The following is a 19,253-nucleotide window of genomic DNA, read 5'->3' on the forward strand; positions in this document are numbered from 1 at the left end:
CCGCACAGGACGAGGGAGAACCATCCATGCACCGCCACCGCTTCAAGCGCACGCTGGTCGCCGCCGCACTGACGACGACCGTCATCGCGGGCACGGCGGGCTGGGCCACGGCCAACCGGCAGGAGCCCGTCACCGGCCCGCCGGCCGGCACCGCCGCCTGGCGCGCGGACCACTCCCTCCACCGCACCCTGCCCGACCCGGCGACCACCGCCCCGGCCGACGTCGCCCGCTTCTTCGGCTCCCTCACCACGGTGCGGCAGCACGAACTGGCCGCCCGCCACCCCATGGTCGTCGGCAACCTGAACGGCGCGCCCATGGCACTGCGGTACGAGGCCAACAGGCTCGCGATCGCCGCCGAGCGCGCCAAGGAGCGCGACCGCGCGGCGGACCGCACGCTCCCGGAGTACGAACGGGACACGGCACGCGAACGCGCCGACCGCTACGCCCGGCTGCTCGAACCGGGCCGCCAGATCCTCGCCTTCGACCCGCGAGGCCGTGGCCAGCTCGCCGAGGTCCACGGCAACTGGGCGACCGCCGAGCGCACAGCCGTGATCGTCCCCGGTTCCGACATCGACCTCGCCTCCTTCGACCGCGAGCACGACCAGTACGGCACCCCGGCCGGCATGGCGAAGTCCCTGCGCGCCGAGATGGCCCGCCGGTCGCCCGGCACCCCCACCGCCGTGATCGCCTGGGCCGGGTACACCACGCCCGTCGGCGTCGGCATCGACGCCGCCACCGGCCGGCTGGCGAAGGCCGGCGCCACACGCCTCGACGGTTTCCTCGCCGGGCTGGCCGCCACCGGCACCACCCCGCCCGCCGTCTTCTGCCACAGCTACGGCTCGGTCGTCTGCGGCCTGGCCGCGCCGGAGATCGACCGCACCGAGGCCACCGACCTCGTCGTGCTCGGCAGCCCGGGCGTACGGGCCGACTCCGCCGCCGATCTGCGCACCGGCGCCCGCGTCTGGGCGGCGCGCCGCGACGACGGGGACTGGATCGGCGACGTCCCCAACGTCCGCCTCTTCGGCCTGGGTCACGGCACCGACCCGACCTCCGAGGACTTCGGCGCCCGCGTCGTCTCCTCGGCGGGCGCGCACGGCCACACCGGCTACTTCGCCCCCGGCACGGAGTCGCTGCGCAACTTCGCGGAGATAGCCCTGGGGGAGTACGGCTCGGTGCGGTGACTTCGCTTGTCAGCCGAGGTTGTCCCGGACCCAGCCCGCCAGCACCTTCGCGCAGTCGTCGACCGCATCGCGCCACAGACGGGCGGCGGCTTCATCGGCCTCGTCGCTGACGTTCTTGATCAGCCGTATCGGCACCCCCGCGCGCCGGGCCACCGTGGCCAGCGCGTACCCCTCCATGTCCACCAGATCGGCCCGGGCCGCGAGCCGTTCGCGCTCGGCCGTCCCCGAGACGAAGGCATCGCCGGTGGCCAACGTGGGCCCGTCGGCCGCGAGTTCCAGGGGAGCGCCGTACGTCTCGCCCGTCAGCGTGCGCAGCACCTCGGAGTCCAGGTCGTGCTGGATCACGGTCGCCACCTCGTGCGTCCCGATCAGGCCCGGACGCAGCGCACCCGCCGTGCCCAGGTTGACGATCGAGGAGGGAGCCTGCCCCCGGCCGAGGACGGTCGCCAGCGCGGTTGCCGCATTGACCTTGCCTATCCCCGTGAGCAGCACGGGGAGGTTCCCGTCGAGGTGGGCGGCTTCCTCCTTCACCGCGAGGACGAGAAGGGGGCGATCGGGGGTGATTTCTCCTATGAGATCCATTGGGTGCACGTTACGGCGTATTCGAAGAGTTGATCAAGGCAAGCCCATCCGCCAAGACTTCTTCGCGAAAACCTCTTTGCGAAGAAGTCTTGGCAATCTAGAGTGCCGCCATGACCGAACTCCGGCCCGACAGCGGCCCGTTGAAGCCCGATCCCGACGCCGACGTCATCCTGGACGCCAAGGGCCTGCGTGCCCTCGCGCACCCCGTCCGCGTCCAGCTGGTCGGGCTGCTGCGTACGCACGGGCCGTCCACCGCCACCCGGCTCGCCGAGCGCATGGGCGTCGGCTCCGGCGTGACCAGCTACCACCTGCGACAGCTCGCCGCGGCCGGGTTCGTCAAGGAGGACGCCGAGCGCGGCAACGCCCGCGAACGCTGGTGGAAGGCGGCGCACCAGGCGACCTGGTTCACCGACAAGGAGCTGATGGAGCAGGAACCCGAGGCCACCGCCGCGTACTACAGCTCCATAGCAACCCTCCACGCCCTGCGCACCCAACTCGCCCTCAACCAGATGCCGTTCATGACCCAGGAGTGGCGGCACGTCCTCGGCCTGGGCGACTGGCGGCTGCGGCTCACCCCGCAGGAGACCGCCCGCCTCAAGGACGAGCTGAGCTCCGTGCTCGCCCGCTACCGGAGCGACGCGGGAGAGCCCGCTTCCGACGGCACCGAGCGGGTCCTCGTCGTCACCCACTTCCTGCCCGAGCCGGACGTGCACGACGACGAGGTGCACCAGCCGTGAAGGCGCTCGTCGGCGTCCTGGCCGCCACCTCCGTGGCACAGACCGGCACCCGCGTATCGGCCATCGCCCTGCCGTGGTTCGTCCTCGTCACCACCGGAAGCGCCGGACGCACCGGGCTGATCGCCTTCTGCGAGATGGCTCCCTATGTGATCGTCAAGGCCCTCGTCGGCCCGCTCATCGACCGCTTCGGACCACGGGTCGTCTCCTGGAGCGCCGACGCCCTGAGCGCGACCGCGGCCGCCCTCGTACCGCTGCTCCACGCCCTGGGGCTGCTCCACTTCTGGATGCTGCCACTGCTGGTCGCCCTGATCGGTTCCGTACGCGGCCCCGGCGACCTGGCCAAGGACGTCATAGTCCCGGAAGCGGCCGACCGCGGCGGGGTACGCCTCGAACGCGCCACGGGATTCACCGGCGTGATCGACCAGCTCGCCACCACGGTCGGCCCCGCTGTCGGCGGCGCGCTGATCGCCGTCGTCGGGCCGCTGACGGCGCTGCTCGTCAACGCGGGCTGCTTCGCCATGGGTTCGGCCATCATCGCCTTCTCGCTGCCACGCGGCATGGGACGGCGTACGAAGGGGAGCAGCGAGCGTTATGGGCAGCGCATGCGCGAAGGCTTCGCCTTCCTGCGAGGCGAACCGCTGCTGCTGACCATCTCCGTGGTCGTCGGCATCACCAACATGCTCAACACCGCTTTCTCGCAAGTCCTCCTGCCCGTCTGGGCACAGCAGTCCGGGCACGGCCCCGGCGCGATCGGCCTGACCCGCAGCGTATTCGGCATCACAGCTGTCTGCGGAAGCCTCATCGCCGCCGCGATCGCCCACCGGCTGCGCCGCCGACTGGTGTTCTTCGCGGGCTACCTGCTCGACGGCGCCCCGTTGTTCCTGGTCCTGGCCCTCGGCGCCCCGCTGTGGGGGGTGACGCTGGTCTTCGCGATATCCGGCTTCGGCGGGGGCTTCCTCAACCCGATCCTCGGCGCGATTTCGTACGAGCGCGTCCCCCGCGAACTCCTCGGCCGGGTCCGGGCCCTGGGCGGCGCACTCGCCTGGTCGGGCATCCCGCTCGGCGGCCTGCTCGCGGGCGGCCTGATCGCGGCGGCGGGGCTCGTACCGGCGCTGTTGGTGACCGGTACGGCGCACGTTCTGACGGTCGGAGTGGCTGGGTTGCGCCCGGAGTGGCGCGGGATGGAGCAGGTTCGGTCGTAAGCGGTCAAGTGGCGGGTGGGGGAGGGGGATTGGCATACGGTCGCGGCAACCCGGTTGCTCCGCCCGAACACGGAGCGACCCTCGAACGCTGTAACCAGCAGCACCCGAGGGTCTACACCGCCAGGAGAGCTAGAGGACTCCCAAACCGTGCTCAAGCATGCTAGCGCCCTCGAGGGCCGTTTCACTCAGGTTCCGAATGACATCATCCGCAATCCGCGCCTCGGTTCGGATGCTGTACGCCTGCTGCTGTTGGTGCTCTCCCTCGCCGACCCCTCGGGTCTGTCGCTGTGGGAGGCGGCATGCCGCGTGGACATGAAGAAGGCGGCTTTCCAACGGGCGAAGAATCAGCTGAAGGACGAGGGGTACGTGCACGAGTGGCGGCGGCAGGGAGTAGGCGGCCGGTGGGTGACCACCCAACTGGTCTCCAACGTGCCCCTCGAGGCCAGGGAGGCCGCCGCGATCCGTGACGGCTTCCGACCGACGGACCCAAAACCGGCGATCGGTCAACCGACGGGTCGGGCCGTCGGCCGTTCCCAACAAAACACTGGGGAGAACACTCACCTCCCGCCCTCCCAGCCCTCCCCGCCGCCAACCAGCCTGCCCGCACCGCTGGTTGAGCGCGGAGCGTACGTCCTGGCCTCCGTCTCCCACGCCGAGCGGCAGCTGCGGCTCACCGGGCGCGACATCCAGGACCTCGCCCCGCTCGCGGGCGAATGGCTCCTGCGCGGCGCCACCTTCGACGACGTACGCAACGCCCTGACCCAGGGCCTGCCTCAGCCCATCCAGTGCCCCGCCGCCCTCATCCGCAACCGCCTCACCCGCAAAATGCCCGACCTCCCCACCGCCCGCCAGATCGCGACGACCACCGCACCGCCACCCCGGCAACTCCGGTCCTGCGCCGGGGACTGCGGCCGCATGATCCGGCCCGCGACCGAAGACGTCACCCACTGCCGCGAATGCCGCCTCGGACAGGACATCCCCGGCGCGGTCACCGCAACTCAGCGCGGGATCACGGCCGTCCGCACGGCGCTCCGCCGATGAGGGCGCGGATCACTTCCCGATGCTCTTCTGCTTGCGCTTCTGGAGACGGCGTTCCTCGGCCGGAGGCAGTTGGTGGACGACATGGACACTGCCGCAGATCGCGGTGCCAGTGACATTGACTCGGTGCACTGCCTGGCCCGTGCTTTCCCGGTCCTGCTCGAATCCACCCACGATTCCTGTGCCCGAGACATGGACCTCGACGTCTTCGGGAACGACGACATAGATGGAGCTGACCCACGAGTTGACGTGAATGGTCGTCTCCGGACCGGTGAACCGTGCCTCCCGGAGATCGATCACCCCGGAGCCGGCGAACGCGGTACCGCGGTACTTGTCCCCCACCAACCAGCGCCCCGTGCGGACGAAACTGCTGACGATGCCGGCATCCTTGGTCGAGGTCGGCGTGCTGCTCGTCCAGGAGACCGGCTGCAGGTCCCTCACTATGGATTCCAGTTCGGCCTTGGACTTGGCGCTGTACACCAACTCCAGGCGCTCATCCAGCTCGTCGGCGGAGACCCGGCCATCGGCGGTGGCGGCTTGCAGTACGGCCGCGGTCCGCTCGCGGTCGGCATCGGAGGCGCGGAGTGCGGGGGTGGATTCGGAGGGCTGTGAAATGTCCATGGTCCGAGCGTACGTCCGTCGAGTGCCTGTCGGTTGCGCCTCATACCGGGTCCAGGCGCTCGAGTTTGGTCCAGCCGGTCCAGCCGCGCTTTTTCAGCAGCTCGATCAACCGACGGGCCGGCGGCACGGCCTCGAAGGCCAGTGTGTCCAGCATCTTGACGAACGACGGCTCGATGTCGGCATCGTCGATGTAGTCCTCGCCCCGCTCGTCGGCCATCTCCGTGATGTAGGCGGCCAGCCTGTCGGCCAGTTCGACCAGCCGCGGGTCGTCGTCGGTCCAGTCGAGTGCCCGGCCCAGGCCGAGATAGAAGTCGATGAGATGCGGGTCGGCGAGCTGCTCCCGTTTACGCGCCATCCATTCCGGGACTCGCCCGGGTGAATGTGCGGCCAGCGGGATCCATCCGTCACGTTCGACCTCGACGATCCGCTCGTCCACCCCGAACTCCCGCAGCCGGTCGAGGAACTCGACCACCTCCGGGGGCAGCGCCAGGCTGTCCCCGGAGGCGAGGCGAGCGATCCGTTCGCGGTGCCGCTGCCGCTCCCGGATCTCCGCCCGCAGCCGCTTGTCGATGTCGGCGACCGCCGCGGCGAACTCCTCCTCGTCCGCGTGCAGCAGCTCCTGCACGCGCGCCAGCGGGACTCCGGCCCCGGCGAGGGTCCGGATCCTGATCAGCGCGACCACGGCGCCGGCGTCGTACCTCCGATAGCCGGAGTGGTCCCGCTCCGGCTCCGGCAGCAGCCCCTTGGCGTGATAGTGCCGCACCGCGCGCACCGTCACCCCGGCGTACGAGGCCAGCTCGCCGATGGTCAGCAGCATGGGATCAGTCTCCTTGATTCGCGGCTCAGTTCGCGGCTCAGTTCGCGGCGCGGGTCCGGTAGAGGTGCCGCGACCAGAGGTAGCCGGCCAGTCCGATCACCGCACACCAGCCAACAGCCCCCAGCACGTCCGAACCATGCGGCGATCCGGCCAGCAGACCGCGGAAGGCGTCCATGACCGGCGTGAACGGCTGGTGCCCGGCGAACCACCGCAGCCCGGCCGGCATCGACTCGACCGGCACGAACCCGCTGCCCACGAAGGGCAGCAGCACGAAGATCATCGGCAGGTTGCTCGCGGTCTCCGGGTCCGGGCTGGCCAGCCCCAGCGCCACGGTGAACCAGGTCATCGCGAACGACAGCAGCGCGAGCAGACCGACCAGGCCCAGCCACTGCACCGCCGAGGCGGCGGACCTCAGACCGAGCAGCAACGCCACCCCGAAGACCACCACGAGCGCGAGCGCGGTCTGGACCATCGCGCCGAGCACGTGGCCGGTGAGCACCGAACTCTTGGCGATGGCCATGGTCCGGAACCGGTTGATGATCCCGTTGGCCATGTCGGTCGCGACCAGGACCGCGGTGCCGATGGACACACTCGCCACCGTCATCATCAGGATTCCGGGGGTGATGAACGTCAGGTAGTCGCCGCGATCCCCGGCCCCGGCTCCTGGCAGACCGGCGCCCATGGTGCCGCCGAAGACGTAGACGAACAGCAGCAGGAACAGCAGCGGTTGACCGACCAGCATCACTGTCATCGACGGGTACCGGGCCATGTGCTTCAGGTTGCGACGCAGCATGGTCGCCGAGTCGCGCACGACGTACGTCGCGATGCTCATGCCGACACCTCCTCGGTGGTGGGGTGGCCGGTGAGGGCCAGGAACACGTCATCCAGGTCCGGGGTGTGCACGGCGAGCCCGGTGACCGTGTCGTCGTCGATCTCGTCCAGCAGCCGCCGCAGCGCGGGAAGGCTGCCGTCGTGCGGCAAAGTCACGCTGAGCGCCTCGGCGTTCGGGCTCGCTCCGGGCAACCGGCGTGCCAGCTCGGCCACTCGCTCGCTGTCAGGGGACCGGAGCTCGATGTGACCGCCGGGGACCAGCCGCTTCAGCTCGGCCGCGGTGCCCTCGGCGACCAGCCGGCCCCCGTCGAGCACACCGATCCGGTCGGCGAGTTGGTCGGCTTCCTCGAGGTACTGGGTGGTGAGGAAGACCGTGACCCCGTCGGCCACCAGCTCCCGCACGATCCCCCACAGCTCACGGCGGCTGCGCGGGTCGAGACCGGTGGTCGGCTCGTCGAGAAAGATCAGCCGTGGTCCGGCCACCAGGGTCATCGCCAGGTCCAGCCGCCGCTTCATACCGCCGGAATACGTCGCCGCGCGCCGGTCGGCAGCATCGACCAGGCCGAACCGCTCCAGCAGCTGCTCGACCACGGTCTCCGCACGGCTCCGGCCGAGATGGCCCAGGTCGGCCATCAGCCGCAGATTCTCCCGCCCGGTCAGCAACTCGTCCACGGCGGAGAACTGCCCGGTGACCCCGATCGACGCACGCACCCGGTCGGCCTCACGGCGCACGTCATACCCGGCGACCCGAACCTCACCGGCGTCCGCCGGCAGCAACGTGGACAGGATCCGGACCGTGGTGGTCTTGCCTGCCCCGTTGGGCCCGAGCAGGGCGTAGACGGTGCCCGTGGGGACGGCCAGGTCGACTCCGGCGACCACCTCTTGGTCGCCGTACGACTTGCGCAGCCCGGCGACCTCGATCGCACTGGTTCTTGTCGTCATGCCGACCATGCTGCGAGGTTGCCCCTGCGTCAGGGTCAACCGGCGGTGTCGCCCATATGCACCCTCGTCCTCAGCCGCCTAGGGCCTTCGACATGCCGAACCATCTGCCCCGGGCGAGACTGTGCCTGTTGCCGTCACCGCAGGAGGTTTTCCATGAGGCGTACGCACTCCGCCGGGGTAGCTGTTGCCACTGTCGCCGTTCTGTTCACCGGAACCGTCGCCGGCACGGCGCAAGCCGCCGAAGCCCACGGTCGTCATGCTGCCGCCTCCAGGGCTCTGGTCAAGGCCCTGTTCAACCGCTGGAACGCGGCTCTGGCCACCGGCGATGCGAACCGTGTCGCAGACCTCTACGCCTGCGACGCCGTACTACTGCCGACCGTCTCCTCGGAGATCCGCACCACGCGGGCTGCAAGGGTCGACTACTTCAAGCACTTCCTGGAGAGCAAGCCGGTTGGCCGCATCCAGCAGCGTCGCATCAAGATCCTGAGCCGTAACGAAGCCGTCGACACCGGCTTGTACGAGTTCACGCTGACCAACAAGGACGGCAGCAAGTCCAAAGTCGACGCCCGCTACACGTTCGTCTACGAGCGGCGCGGAGGCAGATGGCTCATCCTCAACCACCATTCCTCGGCGGTGCCTGCGGGGTGAGTACCAGGAAATGTGTGAGATGTGGTCACGGCGACGGTGCACATGGGTGAGCCATCGGCGAGCCGGCCCGCTGAGGCGCAGGGTGGTGTCCGCCAGCAGCTCACCCACGGGGGTGCCTCCTTGTTCAGGTGGACGAGATCGTCTTGAGTGCGAGGGTCCGTAGTGGCGCGATCCGGGTGCGGGCCGGGCCGTGGTAGACGGCGTTCGTGCAGACGACCACGTAACGGCCGGTGGCCGGGGCGAGATAGAGGCTGGTGCCGGTGAAGCCGTGGTGATAGGCCACGGTCCCGCCATGGGCGAGGATCCAGGACAGACCCCTGTCGAGTCCTGGCTCGATGCCTGACTGGGGCACGGTGCTGGCGCGCCACCAATCACCGAGCGGGCTGTTCGCGTCGCTGGTCAGGAGTTGGCGGGCGTAGGTGGCGAGGTCGTGCGGTGTGGAGAACACGCCGGCGTGACCGGCCACTCCGCCGAGCAGGGCGGCGTTGTCGTCGTGCGCAGCGCCCCAGATCCTCGGCGCGCCGGGGAATCGTCGTTCGGTGGGCGCGACCTGTGGGGTGCGGGTGACCGGGCCGTAGGCCGTCGCCGCCATGCCCAGCGAACCCCACATCCGGGCGGCGAGTTCGTCGAGCGGCCGATCGTTGATGTGGGCGAGGGCGAGGCCGAGGAGGATGTAGCCCCTGTTGATGTACCGGTGTTGGCCGGGGTTGTCCTCGAGCGGCTCTCGGCACATTGCTTCGTGCAGGGGGATTTCGGCGCCGCGGTAGTGGTCCAGGCGGGTGGAGGCCCGCAGGCCCGAGGTGTGGGCGAGCAGTTGGCGTACGGTGGCCTCCCCGCTGGGTACTTCGCCGTTCATCGCCGGGAGGATGTCGCGTACAGGCGCGTCCAGGTCGATCAAGCCATCCCGCACGGCCCGGCCGACAAGCGGCCAAGTGGCAATGACCTTGGTCAGTGAGGCGATGTCGTACAGGGTGCGGGCGGTGGGTGGTTGGGGGCCGCACTCCGGGGCGATGGTGCCGGCCGTCATGACCTGTTGATCGCCGTCGATGGTGCCGGTGATGACGACACCGCCGGGCGTGCCGCCATCGTTGACGATCTCCCGGAGCGTCTCGTTGAGGCGGTTGCTGTCGTCGGTGCTGAAAGGTGCGGGCATCTACTTCTCCGATGACGTGGTGATCTCGGCGCCCAGCGTGGCCAGTCGAGTGAGCAAGTGCCCGTAGCCGCGCCGGAAGTGGTGCAGGCCCCGGATGGTAGAGGTGCCGTCGGCCGCCAGGGCGGCAATCAGCAGTGCTGTCACCGCCCGGATGTCAGCCGCTTCCACTTCCGACGCATGGAGCCTGCTGGGGCCGTGCAGACGGATCACGGACCCGGTTGAGGTGATGTCCGCGCCGAAGGCCCGCAGGGGTGGCACGTGGGTGTCCCGTCGCGGATAGACGCGCTCGTCGATCACCGAGGGACCGACCGCCTGCGTGAGCACCGCGGCCAACTGTGGAGCGGTGTCGGTGGGGAGAGCGGGGTGCGGGCCGGTCGCTGTCCGTATGCCAGAGAGCGCTCCGGCGGGCTGTGCGTGAACGGTGTCGCCAGCGGCAGTGAGAGCGATGCCCGCATGGGCGAGGACCGCGATCAGCCCGTCGGGGAGACCGGCGTACGTGATGCCGTCCAGAGTGACGCTGCCGCCGGTCACGGTCGCTGCCATGGCGACAGTCGCGGCCTCGATGCGGTCCCCGGCCACCTGGAAGGTGCCGCCGCCGATCCGGTCGCTGCCCGTCACATGCAACCCATCGGCGTCCCAGCCGACTTCCACGCCCCGTTCGCCGAGAAACCGGCAGGTCTCGGTTACTTCGGGCTCGACGCTCGGACTGGTGATCAATGAGGTGCCCGATGTACGGGCAGCCAGCAGCAGCGCGGTCGCCGTTGCCCCCAGGCTCGGACCGTAGCGGGTGCCCACGTCCACGGTGAACGCGCGCAACCCGCGCGGGCCGGCCACGACCCGCACACCGGCTCCAGTGGTGATGACCTGTGCACCGGCGGCCCGCATGGCCGCCAAGTGCCGGTCGATCAACCGAGGGCAAAACGCGTCGCCGCCGGGGTACGGGAAGGTGACTTCTCCGGTGCGGGCGAGCACGGCAGCAGCCAGGACGGCGGTTGTGCGTACTCGCTTGCCGAGGTCCGGCCGGATCGCGGGGTGCAGCGTGTCGGCAGGGGTTACGGAGAACCGGTGTCCGTCAAACGTGACCGAGGCGCCAACGTTCCGGAGGATGCTGGCACACACACCGGTGTCGACGATGTCCGGTGCCTGTTCCAGCGCCACCGGAGCCTCGGCGAGGAAGGCCGCCGCGTATAGGTGCAGAGCAATGTTCTTACTGCCCTGCACCCGGTAACGGCCCTTCAACGCCCGTCCGCCGGTGACCTTGACGAGCCCGCCCGAGGGGATGTCGTAGGCCACGGTGGTCACCTGGCCCGTGACCCGGTGGGCAGGAAGCCGCCGATGTGGTGGTGGGGATAGATCACGGTGCCAGGACCGATCAGAGTGCCAGGAGACATTACGGTCCCGGCGGGCAACGCCACCTCGTCGCCGATGACCGCGCCGAACTTGGTCTGTCCGCTGCCGATCCGACAGCCGTCCAGGTTGACGGTGATCTCCTCGATGGCCGGTTCCGCGATCGGGCCCCGATCGCATCGCAGGCCGGTTGTCGAGCAGAAGGCACCGATGTTGACCCGTCGCCCGAGGATCGAGTCGCCAACAAAGCAGGGGTGTTTGGCGAAGGTGTGCCCGACGAGCAGACTGCGGGTGATGTCCGCGCCGAACCCGATCCGACAGCCTGGACCGATCACGGAGTGGTCCCGCACCAACGCGCCCGCCCCGACAACGGAGCCGGCGCAGATCAGTGCAGGCCCCACGACCTGAGCCCCGGTCTCGATCCGCGCCCCTGCCTGAACGATGACATTGCCCTGGCACAGCGCCCCGTCCTCGATCACGCCGCCCCGGTCTGTGTCCAGGCCGCAGACAGCCGGGGCGTCCAGGTCAGCGGTCAGCCGAGGCTTGACGTCGAACACAGTCCGGCAGCGGGCCAACAGTCCCGCGACGTAACCGCTGACGGCAGCGGAGTCGATGTAGTAACCGGTGCTGAGCCGTTCGTCCCGTGTCGTCGCGGTCGGGACGGGTGAGCGTTGCTGCACAGGAACCTCCGATATGCGTCGTGGAGTCGAGCGAGGAGGAACGACCGACCTTCGGCAACAAGTTCCGTGCCGGAGGCCAACGAGCCATCTACGGAGTGACGGTGTCCGGACGGGCATCCGGAGACGTCACGACCACACCGACACCCCTGGACTCGGTGCGCACGTCATGGGCGACGATCATCGCCAGGAGCGAAAAGCCGGCGACCGTCCCGGTCAGCCAGACGAGCACGCTCGTGGTCTCGGCATCAATCCGCGACCGGTGGCGTCCCATCACCGACCACCCGCTGCCCGGGCACGCTCACGAGCGGCAACCGCGCGGTCGATCTGGACTGCCGCGGCGTGCATCTGCCCCGGGTCCAGCACGAGTTCCGTACGGAGGGCCCGGCCGTCACGGAACCGGACCTCGACGGCCATGCGGGTCTGCTCGGCAACGTGGTCGTATCGGGCGTCCCGCTGGAGCGGCACGACGCACTCGACCATGGGGAGATGTGCGGCGGCACTGCTGTGCGTCACCTCTTCGAGCGGGGCGCTGGTTCTGCCTGTTCCTGAGCCATGCACCGTGAGATCACCAGCTCTCTGTTCACCGGGGCAGCCGGAAACGGGCAGCCGACAGCCCATGCGGGTAGGGGGATGCCGTGCCGATGGGATGGCCGAATCAGCCGACGGCGACCAGTGAAGAGCGGATCGACAAGCGCGGTAACCCCATGCAGGGGGCACCCACGGTGGGTACATTCCGTGGGGGTACGTCCAACTGAGGGGGCAGGTATGGAACTTCCGGCTTCACCGGCGGCGATCCCCTCCGCCCTGCTCAATGATCAACGACTCGTCCGCGCACTCGTCCGTCGCGACATCGGCACGGTGTTCGCGCTGGCCCATGGCGAGGCCGGCATCAGCTTCAACCGCATCAGCGAAGCCTGCGGAATCCGCGCCGAACGGGTAGGCAAGATGGCACGCGGGGATGGAACAGTCACATCCCTCCCCGTCCTGGAACGGATCGCCGACGGTCTCCGGATTCCGGGCCAGGACTTAGGCTTGGCCCAAAGGCCATGGGAGAGCCACAACCCCACAACTCCCCAACATCACCACGCAGATGGAGATGACCCCATGAAGCGCCGCGACGCAGTGCGCGCGCTCGCTGCCGGTCTGGCAGGTCCCGGGCTCGCCGCTTTGACTACCACCCGCCACAACGTCGACGCTGCCCTCGCCGCCGACCACACACCGTCCGACCTCGGTTTCTGGGAGAGCACAGCCGAACGGTACGGATACGGCTACCACGGCCAGGCTCCAACCGACGTGCTCTCGAACCTCGTCCAGGACTTCGACGAGCTCAAGCCCCTCCTGGACCAACCGCAAACGGTCAAGGCCCGCGCCACCCTGTGCCATGTGACAGGGCAGATGGCGGGCATGGTCGCCATCGTCCTGCACGACCTCGGCCAGCACCGCGAGGCGCACCACTGGTTCCGCACCGCCGGCCGGGCCGCCGAGCAGGCCGGAGACAACCTCCTGCACTCCTGGGTTCTGGGTCGCGAGGCCATGGTGCCGCTCAACTACGGCTCCCCACAGGCAGCCGCACAACTCGCCGAGAAGGCCCGCCACCTGGCCGGCGGCAAACCCAGCGCTGCGTCCGCCCTGGCAACGGCCGTCGCGGCCCGTGCCTACGCCACCCATGGCCACCGGGACAAGGCCCTGCACTTCGTGAACGCCGCCGAGGAACTTGCCGAACGGCTGACGCCTCAGCAGCGCACCGACACGTGGTTCGGCTACCCGATGCAGAAGCACCACGTCCACATGAGCCAGGCCCTGACCCTGCTCGGCGAAACGGGCCGTGCCTACGCCGCCCAGGACCAGGCACGGGCACTCTCCCGCGCGCCCTCGCTCATGACCCGCGCGCTGATCTCCATCGATCAGGCATCGTGCCGCGCCCGCGACGGTGAACGGGCCGAAGCGGCACACCTCGCCGCCACGGCGTACGGCGCCCTGCCTGCCTCGTACCAGACCGGACTCACCCGAACCAGGGCCCTCACTCTGTACCGAACACTCCCAAGCGATACCCCTGGATTGGACAACCTCTCCGACGCACTCGCGTTTGCCAGCTGACAGCCTCCAGGGCAAGGCCCTTGCCGCATGCCGACTCTGCGCTGGACTCCCATGCTGCGACTTCCATTCTTGGGGGTGTTGGAGGCTCGTAGGAGGGTTATCACTTCCAGATGGTCACCCGGGCAGTGCCATAGCGGTTTGGGGGCGTAAGTACCTTGAGGTAACCAATTCGTCCCTCTTTTGTGACGAAGCAAGCCGTGTGATGGATCCGCACGTCAACGCGTGGCATGGGGGTGCTGGTGGACAGGAGGCGAGCGCATTGTTGCTGTCGAGGATCCGTGGCTTGGTCCCATGCTGAAATCATGTTTCCAGAAATCGAAGCTGAGGCACAGGTCGAAGCGCACGTGATGGTGAAGTCGCCCATTTCGTCTGGTGCCGCCTCTGGTGGTGCGTGGTCTGTATACCAGCTTTTCCCCTGGCTAAGGTTAAGGATTCCGTTCCACAGAACAGGAAGGTCTGTAGAGTCTGTTGAGCCTGGGGTTCCGGACGGCGGAGTCTGTTGCGGAGAGGTGACGGCTGGACCAGGATCGCCGTGGGGCGGCTGGCTTTGGCTCACGACCCTGGTGAATGCGTAGAAGAAGACTGCTATAGCCACCAAAATTATGTACAGCCATGGCCGGCTGAAGCGTGACGTGCTCACTGTTACGCATGCCGTGGCTGTGTGCCCTGAAGGGTAATGCGGCCGCGGCGTCAGGCGGGTCTCGTTCTCGCTGGAATCCTTTATAGCTGTAGCGTCAGTGTGAGGGTTAGAAGCTCCAGGGAGTTGCACGTCGAGTAGTGACGCCATGTAGCGCCGCCGCCAGGAATAGCGTGAGTGATCTCTTTCCAGGGGGGCGGACGCCGGTGAGGAATCGGTGCCGATCAAGGCATTTGCGTACCGTCGCGCAAATTTCATCTGCATCACCGCGCTGCAGGGTTGCTGTGTCCGCCGTCAGGCTGGGGAGCTGGATCTGGTGATGGCTCGCCGGGCTGCTGGTCACTTCCCCTAACGGCAACTTGCACAGTTCGAAAAGCTCCAAGCTGTCGGATCAGCGCCGGCGCTGAAGCCCCGGCAGCAACTGCAGCGTAAAGGCCGGTAATTTGAGGGTGCAGCAGCCACCCCATGAGAGATCCCAGGAGGATGCGGCTCAGTCCAGCTGCGAGGTCGGCGGGGAGATCGATGTACTTGCGTAACGGGGGAAGTCTCCTTCTGCTTTCACGCGCCTCATGGCGGGCTGCCTGCCAAGTCAACAGGTACCCATTCCACACCAGAGCTTCGACAAGTCCTCCACCGATGGCTCCGTAGGCAGCAGCTTGAGTCCAGTTCATGCGCCCTCCACCACGGTTGACGGCCCGTCCCTGCCAGCCACTTGGCATGAACGGCCCGACTCTCGCGAGGTAGCGTGTCAGCCTGGGGAGGCTGCCACAACTGGTTCAGGCATAGTCTTCGTCGCAGTGGAGCCGCATCAGCCACAAATACATTCCTGTCTTTCGGGATGTGGCGGGAGGGTGCGTAGGGGCGGGCGTGCATCGGGTAGTAGATGCGCCCGTCCGCCCCGGGGCCGTCGACCACCAGCACTCCGCCCGGGTGTGGGCGGCGGCCGGGTCGGTCAGCAGCAGTTCCAGACGGCAGGCGTTGACTGGCAGCAGCAGGCTGGCCAGATACTCACGGAACGCACGCCGCTGGGCCAGTGTCCCGAAGAGATCATCCAAGTGAACAGCGTACACAGCCGCTTCGTCATCTCGGTCTCCCCAGAACATGGTTGACGCCCCTTCCACGGCCTACTCCCGCACGAACCCGCCGTCAATACGCCACCGCGGCTTGACCGCGAAGCAGCGGTCGCAGCGGGAACAGGTGCGGTTCGAGGCCGCGGAGTTATTCGCGCATGGAGTGGGGCCACCGCAGGTCGCCCGGCAGTTACGGGGCTTGAGGAAGTCGGCCCATGCCGGGCACGCCCGCTGCCTCGATCGGGCGATTAGGGCGCGTATCGAGTCGTGATCAAGCGGCTGGCGCAAGGTCTTTGATCCAGATCATGGAGGCGCGGAGATGAAGGCCGGCGAGGTAGCTCTCGGGGGTCTTGTCGTAGAACGCGGTACCGCGGTACTTGTCTCCCACCAGCCAGCTTCCCGTGCGGACGAAACTGCTGACGATGCCGGCATCCTTGGTGGAGGTCGGTGTGCTGCTCGTCCAGGGGACCGGCTGCAGGTCCTTCACTATGGATTCCAGTTCGGCCTTGGACTTGGCGCTGTACACCAACTCCAGGCGCTCATCCAGTTCGTCGGCGGAGACCCGGCCATCGGCGGTGGCGGCTTGCAGTACGGCCGCGGTCCGCTCGCGGTCGGCATCGGAGGCGCGGAGTGCGGGGGTGGTTTCGGAGGGCTGTGAGATGTCCATGGTGTCCGAGCGTACGTCCGTCGAGCGCCCTGAAAGGGACGTACGCGGCTTACCGTCCCCGGCGGACTGTGGCGCATGAGAGGAGGCGGGCTGCCTTCCGGGCCTGGCTGGTCAGGGCGCCGAGCAGGAAGGACAGCGCGAGGATTGCGTACGCCGTCCGTTTCGCCGCCGTACCCACGGCCGTTGGCACGGTGCGCGGGTCCTCTTCATACGCCTTCCGGGCCTCGTGGCGCACGTACGCCGTCGGTACCCGGCGTCGCCAACTCCGCTGACGGCGTGACTGTACCTCATTGTCCTTGACTGTCAGGGCTTCTGTTGGGGCAAAGGTGGACCGTCCGTATTCCACGGCAGTCCGCCATACCCTGATCCAGCGTGGAGTCTGCGGATCGTCAGGGTCTCCCGCGTCATTGAGCAGTGCCATGACGGCGTCGCCGACCTCTTTGATCTCCTGCGGCCTGAGGGAGGATTGGAGCAACGTGCTGTCTGGTTGGGTGAGTTGCGCGAGATGTTCTTCCATCCAGAGGCGCGCCTGATACTCCGTCGGCTGTCCCCCATGCGTGCGGTCAGACGGTGCCTCGGCGACGAGGATGGCCTTGTGCAGCCGCTGCTCCTGCTCTCTGCGCTCCTCATCGCTCATGCCGTCGAGGAGGCGCAGCAAGTGGTGCGCGCCGTCCATACGGCCCCAGGTGAAATCGGACTGCCGCCATTCCGCATCGATGAACGCGCCGAAGTGGGACAGGCGAACCCCGTAGAGCTTGCGCTCACCCATGTCGTCAAGGTGGTCCTCATGGAAGAGCGGGCTCATTGTGTCCGGACCGAGTCGCATGAATTCGAACTTCGGCGGGAGCGGTTCGACGAGTTTCGAAGGCGGCGCGTAGGCGCGCGTCACGACTTCGACGGCCAGGCAAGCAGTGACGGCCTCCTGAGCGCTCCAGCCGTTGTGCAGACCCGCCGCGTTCATCGCCTCCACATACTGCTCCCCTGCGGCCTTGATGGTCTCCCTCAGCTGCTCGGGGATGTCCAGCTGCCGGTAGAGCCCTTCATAGAGTCGAGCTGCCCCTTCTTCCGCCACATCACCGGGATTGGCTTTGATCAGGATCTCGGTGTCGAGCGCTTCGGCCAGAGCGAGCACGCGCCGCAGATACGTGCTGACCTTTTGCCCTCCGCAAATCAGGGCCGACTGAATGTCCTTATTCGTCTCTGTGTCAAGTATTTCCAGAAGGTGGCCGGTGAGGCACTGGAGGACACGCTCAGCTGCGATGATCCCCCAGTTCCACGGCCCGTCCGGGGCGAATTCCACGGGCTGGTCGTAACAGGGGATCCAGCTCGGGTTTTCGTCTCGTCCTGTGTCGCTCGGGGCAAGGACCTTTTCGAGGCGGGCGCTACCCATTTCTGGCGTCGCCATCAGTGATCTGGTCTGGCCAGTCTCACTGATCCGCTTGCGCAGGTCGTAGAGGAGGGCTGCGGCTCGGTTACGGCGGTATTCGTTATTGAGGCCGCCTGCCACGTTCCGGATGTGTTGATAAAATACTTCCTTGCCTCCGATGTTCTTCACATCGTTGAATATCCTCTGGAACAGTTCCAGTTGGCGATCGCGGATGCCGGAACATACGCGCGCGGCGAGCTCTTCCGTACCGGACCGGAGATTGACCTCCTGCGGATAGCGGATCGCGTTCAGAGCCGTCGAGCTCCAGCGGATCTTGTCGCACGGCTGTTCCTTGGTGCTCTCCTGGGCCAGTCGGCCTACTGACGGCACCACGTAGACGACGACGCGCTTCAGGGGATTGTCGAGCTTGCGCCTGGTGATCGCTTCAAGGACAGGGCCGAAGGGAGCGTTGTTGAGGATGCCGCCATCGAGAACGCAGCTGGCGGGAAAGTCGAGCTCAGTGCGCGGCTGTACGCGGTAGTCCAGCAGCGGGTACTCGGACACCGCGGGGAAGGCCACCGGAAACCCGGCGGTGGCACGGGCAGCCTCGACCAGCGCCGGTAGATCCTCGTCCTTGAAATGAGAGACACAACCACTTACGTCGAATTTCCAGTGTCGGCAGTCTTTCTTCTTGTACGTCACGTGCTCGTCTTGCTCAAAGCGATAGAGGCGCCTATGGTCACGGACGTCGAATTCTCCGCCGAATCCGTCCTCGTAATTGAGGTTGCGTCCGTCCAGGGCCGTTGCTGTCACGAACAGCGTGACGGGATGGCCGCTGCTGCACGGGGCACCGCCGATGTCGCGCACGGCTTCGTCGACCTTCTTTCTGAAGGTGTCGCCGTTGAGCACACTGATCTGTGACGGCGGACGCAGCAGTGTTTTGAGATCTGCGGAGTCCTTCCACAGCGCGCGCAGCTGGGGCTGCTTCGCGTTCCGGGCGATCGTCGTGGCCAGCATCAGACCGTTGATACCGCCGGCCGAAGTTCCCGAGATGACGTCGATCACGACCCGCGTTCCTGCCTTGCGCACGAGCTCGGCCCAGATGCTGAATACCGCCCGGTCCCGTTCGTCGATGCCCTCGGGCTGGCCGTTGGACGCGCGGCGCAGCAGGTCGAGTTCATGGGTGACGCCGCCCATCCACACGGCGAGGCTGACGCCCCCGTTCATCACCAAGGCAAGCCGGGTTTCGTGATGAGGGGTCGTGTCGGTGTCGTTGGCCATCCCGACTTCCCTTCCCTTGGGGAAATCGCTCCGGGCTTACCCGGCGCCTCCATCAGCCGGAGCGACCATCTGCGCCGATGCGCATTGATCGCCCTGTGTAACCGACCATCGGCCAAGTGCGGGGGCGCCGCAACTCAAAGGCGTCTCACTGGCCCAACAGGAATGGGCCCGTCCAGCCGGTCGGCCAGGAACCGCCGCCGCCACTTACGGACCGTGTCCGCAGCCGGTTCTCGGGCGACTGCGACGATCGGCGGCGCCTCCGGCACCGCACACGCCAGCACAATCCGCGCTCGCAAAGCAACGCCTGGGCCGACATCGCCCGGCGTATCCGTCGCTTCAACACCGCCCGCTCCTCA

General features: G+C 67.8%; 17 protein-coding genes and 3 pseudogenes. 7 read left to right on the forward strand and 13 right to left on the reverse strand.

Annotation, left to right across the window (positions count from 1 at the left end; translation table 11 throughout):
• Positions 1–26 precede the first annotated feature (26 nt).
• Positions 27–1,181: an alpha/beta hydrolase gene (locus ACV530_RS18770; protein WP_494333673.1), complete on the forward strand. Its 1,155-nt coding sequence runs from the start codon at positions 27–29 to the stop codon at positions 1,179–1,181.
• A gap of 9 nt (positions 1,182–1,190) precedes the next feature.
• Here the strand turns inward: ACV530_RS18770 and ACV530_RS18775 are convergent, their stop codons facing one another.
• On the reverse strand, positions 1,191–1,763 hold the full coding sequence (locus ACV530_RS18775) for a nucleosidase (RefSeq protein WP_494333674.1): 573 nt from the start codon (positions 1,761–1,763) through the stop codon (positions 1,191–1,193).
• Between the two features lie 110 nt (positions 1,764–1,873).
• On the opposite strand from ACV530_RS18775, the gene ACV530_RS18780 reads away from it, so the two are divergent.
• The 3 genes from ACV530_RS18780 to ACV530_RS18790 all read left to right on the forward strand — a co-directional run bounded on the left by ACV530_RS18780 (position 1,874) and on the right by ACV530_RS18790 (position 4,743).
• Positions 1,874–2,500 carry a helix-turn-helix domain-containing protein gene (locus tag ACV530_RS18780; protein ID WP_494333675.1) on the forward strand — a complete coding sequence of 209 codons (627 nt, stop codon included), beginning with the start codon at positions 1,874–1,876 and terminating at the stop codon, positions 2,498–2,500.
• Positions 2,497–3,702 (forward strand): MFS transporter, encoded by a 1,206-nt coding sequence (locus tag ACV530_RS18785; protein ID WP_494333676.1) that lies wholly within the window; start codon positions 2,497–2,499, stop codon positions 3,700–3,702. Before ACV530_RS18780 ends, ACV530_RS18785 begins: the two co-directional genes overlap by 4 nt.
• Positions 3,703–3,849: 147 nt before the next feature.
• On the forward strand, positions 3,850–4,743 hold the full coding sequence (locus ACV530_RS18790; RefSeq protein WP_494333677.1) for a hypothetical protein: 894 nt from the start codon (positions 3,850–3,852) through the stop codon (positions 4,741–4,743).
• 9 nt (positions 4,744–4,752) lie between these two features.
• On the opposite strand, the gene ACV530_RS18795 is transcribed toward ACV530_RS18790, so the two are convergent.
• Genes ACV530_RS18795 through ACV530_RS18810 form a run of 4 tightly spaced genes read right to left on the reverse strand, consistent with a single transcriptional unit; the run spans position 4,753 to position 7,951 of the window.
• Positions 4,753–5,361: a DUF1707 SHOCT-like domain-containing protein gene (locus tag ACV530_RS18795; protein WP_494333678.1), complete on the reverse strand. Its 609-nt coding sequence runs from the start codon at positions 5,359–5,361 to the stop codon at positions 4,753–4,755.
• Positions 5,362–5,401: 40 nt separating this feature from the next.
• Entirely contained in the window at positions 5,402–6,175 is a 774-nt protein-coding gene (locus tag ACV530_RS18800; RefSeq protein ID WP_494333797.1) for a MerR family transcriptional regulator, read from the reverse strand.
• A 40-nt stretch (positions 6,176–6,215) separates the two neighbouring features.
• Positions 6,216–7,010 carry an ABC transporter permease gene (locus ACV530_RS18805; RefSeq protein ID WP_494333679.1) on the reverse strand — a complete coding sequence of 265 codons (795 nt, stop codon included), beginning with the start codon at positions 7,008–7,010 and terminating at the stop codon, positions 6,216–6,218.
• Entirely contained in the window at positions 7,007–7,951 is a 945-nt protein-coding gene (locus ACV530_RS18810) for an ATP-binding cassette domain-containing protein (protein WP_494333680.1), read from the reverse strand. The genes ACV530_RS18805 and ACV530_RS18810 overlap by 4 nt, the downstream gene beginning before the upstream one ends.
• Before the next feature lie 153 nt (positions 7,952–8,104).
• On the opposite strand from ACV530_RS18810, the gene ACV530_RS18815 reads away from it, so the two are divergent.
• The gene (locus tag ACV530_RS18815; protein ID WP_494333681.1) at positions 8,105–8,599 is read left to right on the forward strand and encodes an SgcJ/EcaC family oxidoreductase; all 495 of its coding nucleotides are present in this window, start codon (positions 8,105–8,107) and stop codon (positions 8,597–8,599) included.
• 124 nt (positions 8,600–8,723) lie between these two features.
• Here the strand turns inward: ACV530_RS18815 and ACV530_RS18820 are convergent, their stop codons facing one another.
• The 5 genes from ACV530_RS18820 to ACV530_RS18840 form a co-directional block, all read right to left on the reverse strand.
• A complete protein-coding gene (locus ACV530_RS18820; RefSeq protein ID WP_494333682.1) occupies positions 8,724–9,752 on the reverse strand; it encodes a serine hydrolase domain-containing protein in 1,029 nt (342 codons plus the stop codon).
• Positions 9,753–11,045 (reverse strand): UDP-N-acetylglucosamine 1-carboxyvinyltransferase, encoded by a 1,293-nt coding sequence (locus ACV530_RS18825; RefSeq protein WP_494333683.1) that lies wholly within the window; start codon positions 11,043–11,045, stop codon positions 9,753–9,755.
• A gap of 5 nt (positions 11,046–11,050) precedes the next feature.
• A complete protein-coding gene (locus ACV530_RS18830) occupies positions 11,051–11,779 on the reverse strand; it encodes an LbetaH domain-containing protein (protein WP_494333684.1) in 729 nt (242 codons plus the stop codon).
• Positions 11,780–11,867: 88 nt separating this feature from the next.
• Positions 11,868–12,050, reverse strand: coding sequence for a hypothetical protein (locus ACV530_RS18835; protein WP_494333685.1), 183 nt, complete (start codon positions 12,048–12,050; stop codon positions 11,868–11,870).
• On the reverse strand, positions 12,050–12,292 hold the full coding sequence (locus ACV530_RS18840; protein WP_494333686.1) for a hypothetical protein: 243 nt from the start codon (positions 12,290–12,292) through the stop codon (positions 12,050–12,052). The genes ACV530_RS18835 and ACV530_RS18840 overlap by 1 nt, the downstream gene beginning before the upstream one ends.
• A 252-nt stretch (positions 12,293–12,544) precedes the next feature.
• On the opposite strand from ACV530_RS18840, the gene ACV530_RS18845 reads away from it, so the two are divergent.
• Positions 12,545–13,876 carry an NsdA family TPR-like regulatory protein gene (locus ACV530_RS18845; protein WP_494333687.1) on the forward strand — a complete coding sequence of 444 codons (1,332 nt, stop codon included), beginning with the start codon at positions 12,545–12,547 and terminating at the stop codon, positions 13,874–13,876.
• Positions 13,877–15,335: 1,459 nt separating this feature from the next.
• Here ACV530_RS18845 and ACV530_RS18850 read toward each other — a convergent pair.
• A pseudogene (locus tag ACV530_RS18850) lies at positions 15,336–15,616 on the reverse strand (hypothetical protein); the annotation flags it as partial.
• Between ACV530_RS18850 and ACV530_RS18855 the strand changes: the two are divergent.
• Positions 15,615–15,815 (forward strand): annotated as a pseudogene (locus ACV530_RS18855) (hypothetical protein); the annotation flags it as partial. The pseudogenes ACV530_RS18850 and ACV530_RS18855 sit on opposite strands and share 2 nt — an antisense overlap.
• 252 nt (positions 15,816–16,067) lie before the next feature.
• On the opposite strand, the pseudogene ACV530_RS18860 reads toward ACV530_RS18855, so the two are convergent.
• Together ACV530_RS18860 and ACV530_RS18865 are read right to left on the reverse strand one after the other, a co-directional pair.
• A pseudogene (locus tag ACV530_RS18860) lies at positions 16,068–16,250 on the reverse strand (DUF1707 SHOCT-like domain-containing protein); the annotation flags it as partial.
• Between the two features lie 49 nt (positions 16,251–16,299).
• Positions 16,300–18,897: a DUF3376 domain-containing protein gene (locus tag ACV530_RS18865; protein WP_494333688.1), complete on the reverse strand. Its 2,598-nt coding sequence runs from the start codon at positions 18,895–18,897 to the stop codon at positions 16,300–16,302.
• Positions 18,898–19,253: the final 356 nt, after the last annotated feature.

This window comes from Streptomyces sp. SX-6 (assembly GCF_059089585.1).

Coding starts and splice junctions, on each gene's coding strand:
- ACV530_RS18865 (WP_494333688.1), bottom strand. CDS start 18,897: ATGGCCAACGACACCGACACGACCCCTCATCACGAAACCCGGCTTGCC.
- ACV530_RS18810 (WP_494333680.1), bottom strand. CDS start 7,951: ATGACGACAAGAACCAGTGCGATCGAGGTCGCCGGGCTGCGCAAGTCG.
- ACV530_RS18795 (WP_494333678.1), bottom strand. CDS start 5,361: ATGGACATTTCACAGCCCTCCGAATCCACCCCCGCACTCCGCGCCTCC.
- ACV530_RS18780 (WP_494333675.1), top strand. CDS start 1,874: ATGACCGAACTCCGGCCCGACAGCGGCCCGTTGAAGCCCGATCCCGAC.
- ACV530_RS18835 (WP_494333685.1), bottom strand. CDS start 12,050: ATGGGACGCCACCGGTCGCGGATTGATGCCGAGACCACGAGCGTGCTC.
- ACV530_RS18770 (WP_494333673.1), top strand. CDS start 27: ATGCACCGCCACCGCTTCAAGCGCACGCTGGTCGCCGCCGCACTGACG.
- ACV530_RS18805 (WP_494333679.1), bottom strand. CDS start 7,010: ATGAGCATCGCGACGTACGTCGTGCGCGACTCGGCGACCATGCTGCGT.
- ACV530_RS18775 (WP_494333674.1), bottom strand. CDS start 1,763: ATGGATCTCATAGGAGAAATCACCCCCGATCGCCCCCTTCTCGTCCTC.
- ACV530_RS18815 (WP_494333681.1), top strand. CDS start 8,105: ATGAGGCGTACGCACTCCGCCGGGGTAGCTGTTGCCACTGTCGCCGTT.
- ACV530_RS18820 (WP_494333682.1), bottom strand. CDS start 9,752: ATGCCCGCACCTTTCAGCACCGACGACAGCAACCGCCTCAACGAGACG.
- ACV530_RS18845 (WP_494333687.1), top strand. CDS start 12,545: ATGGAACTTCCGGCTTCACCGGCGGCGATCCCCTCCGCCCTGCTCAAT.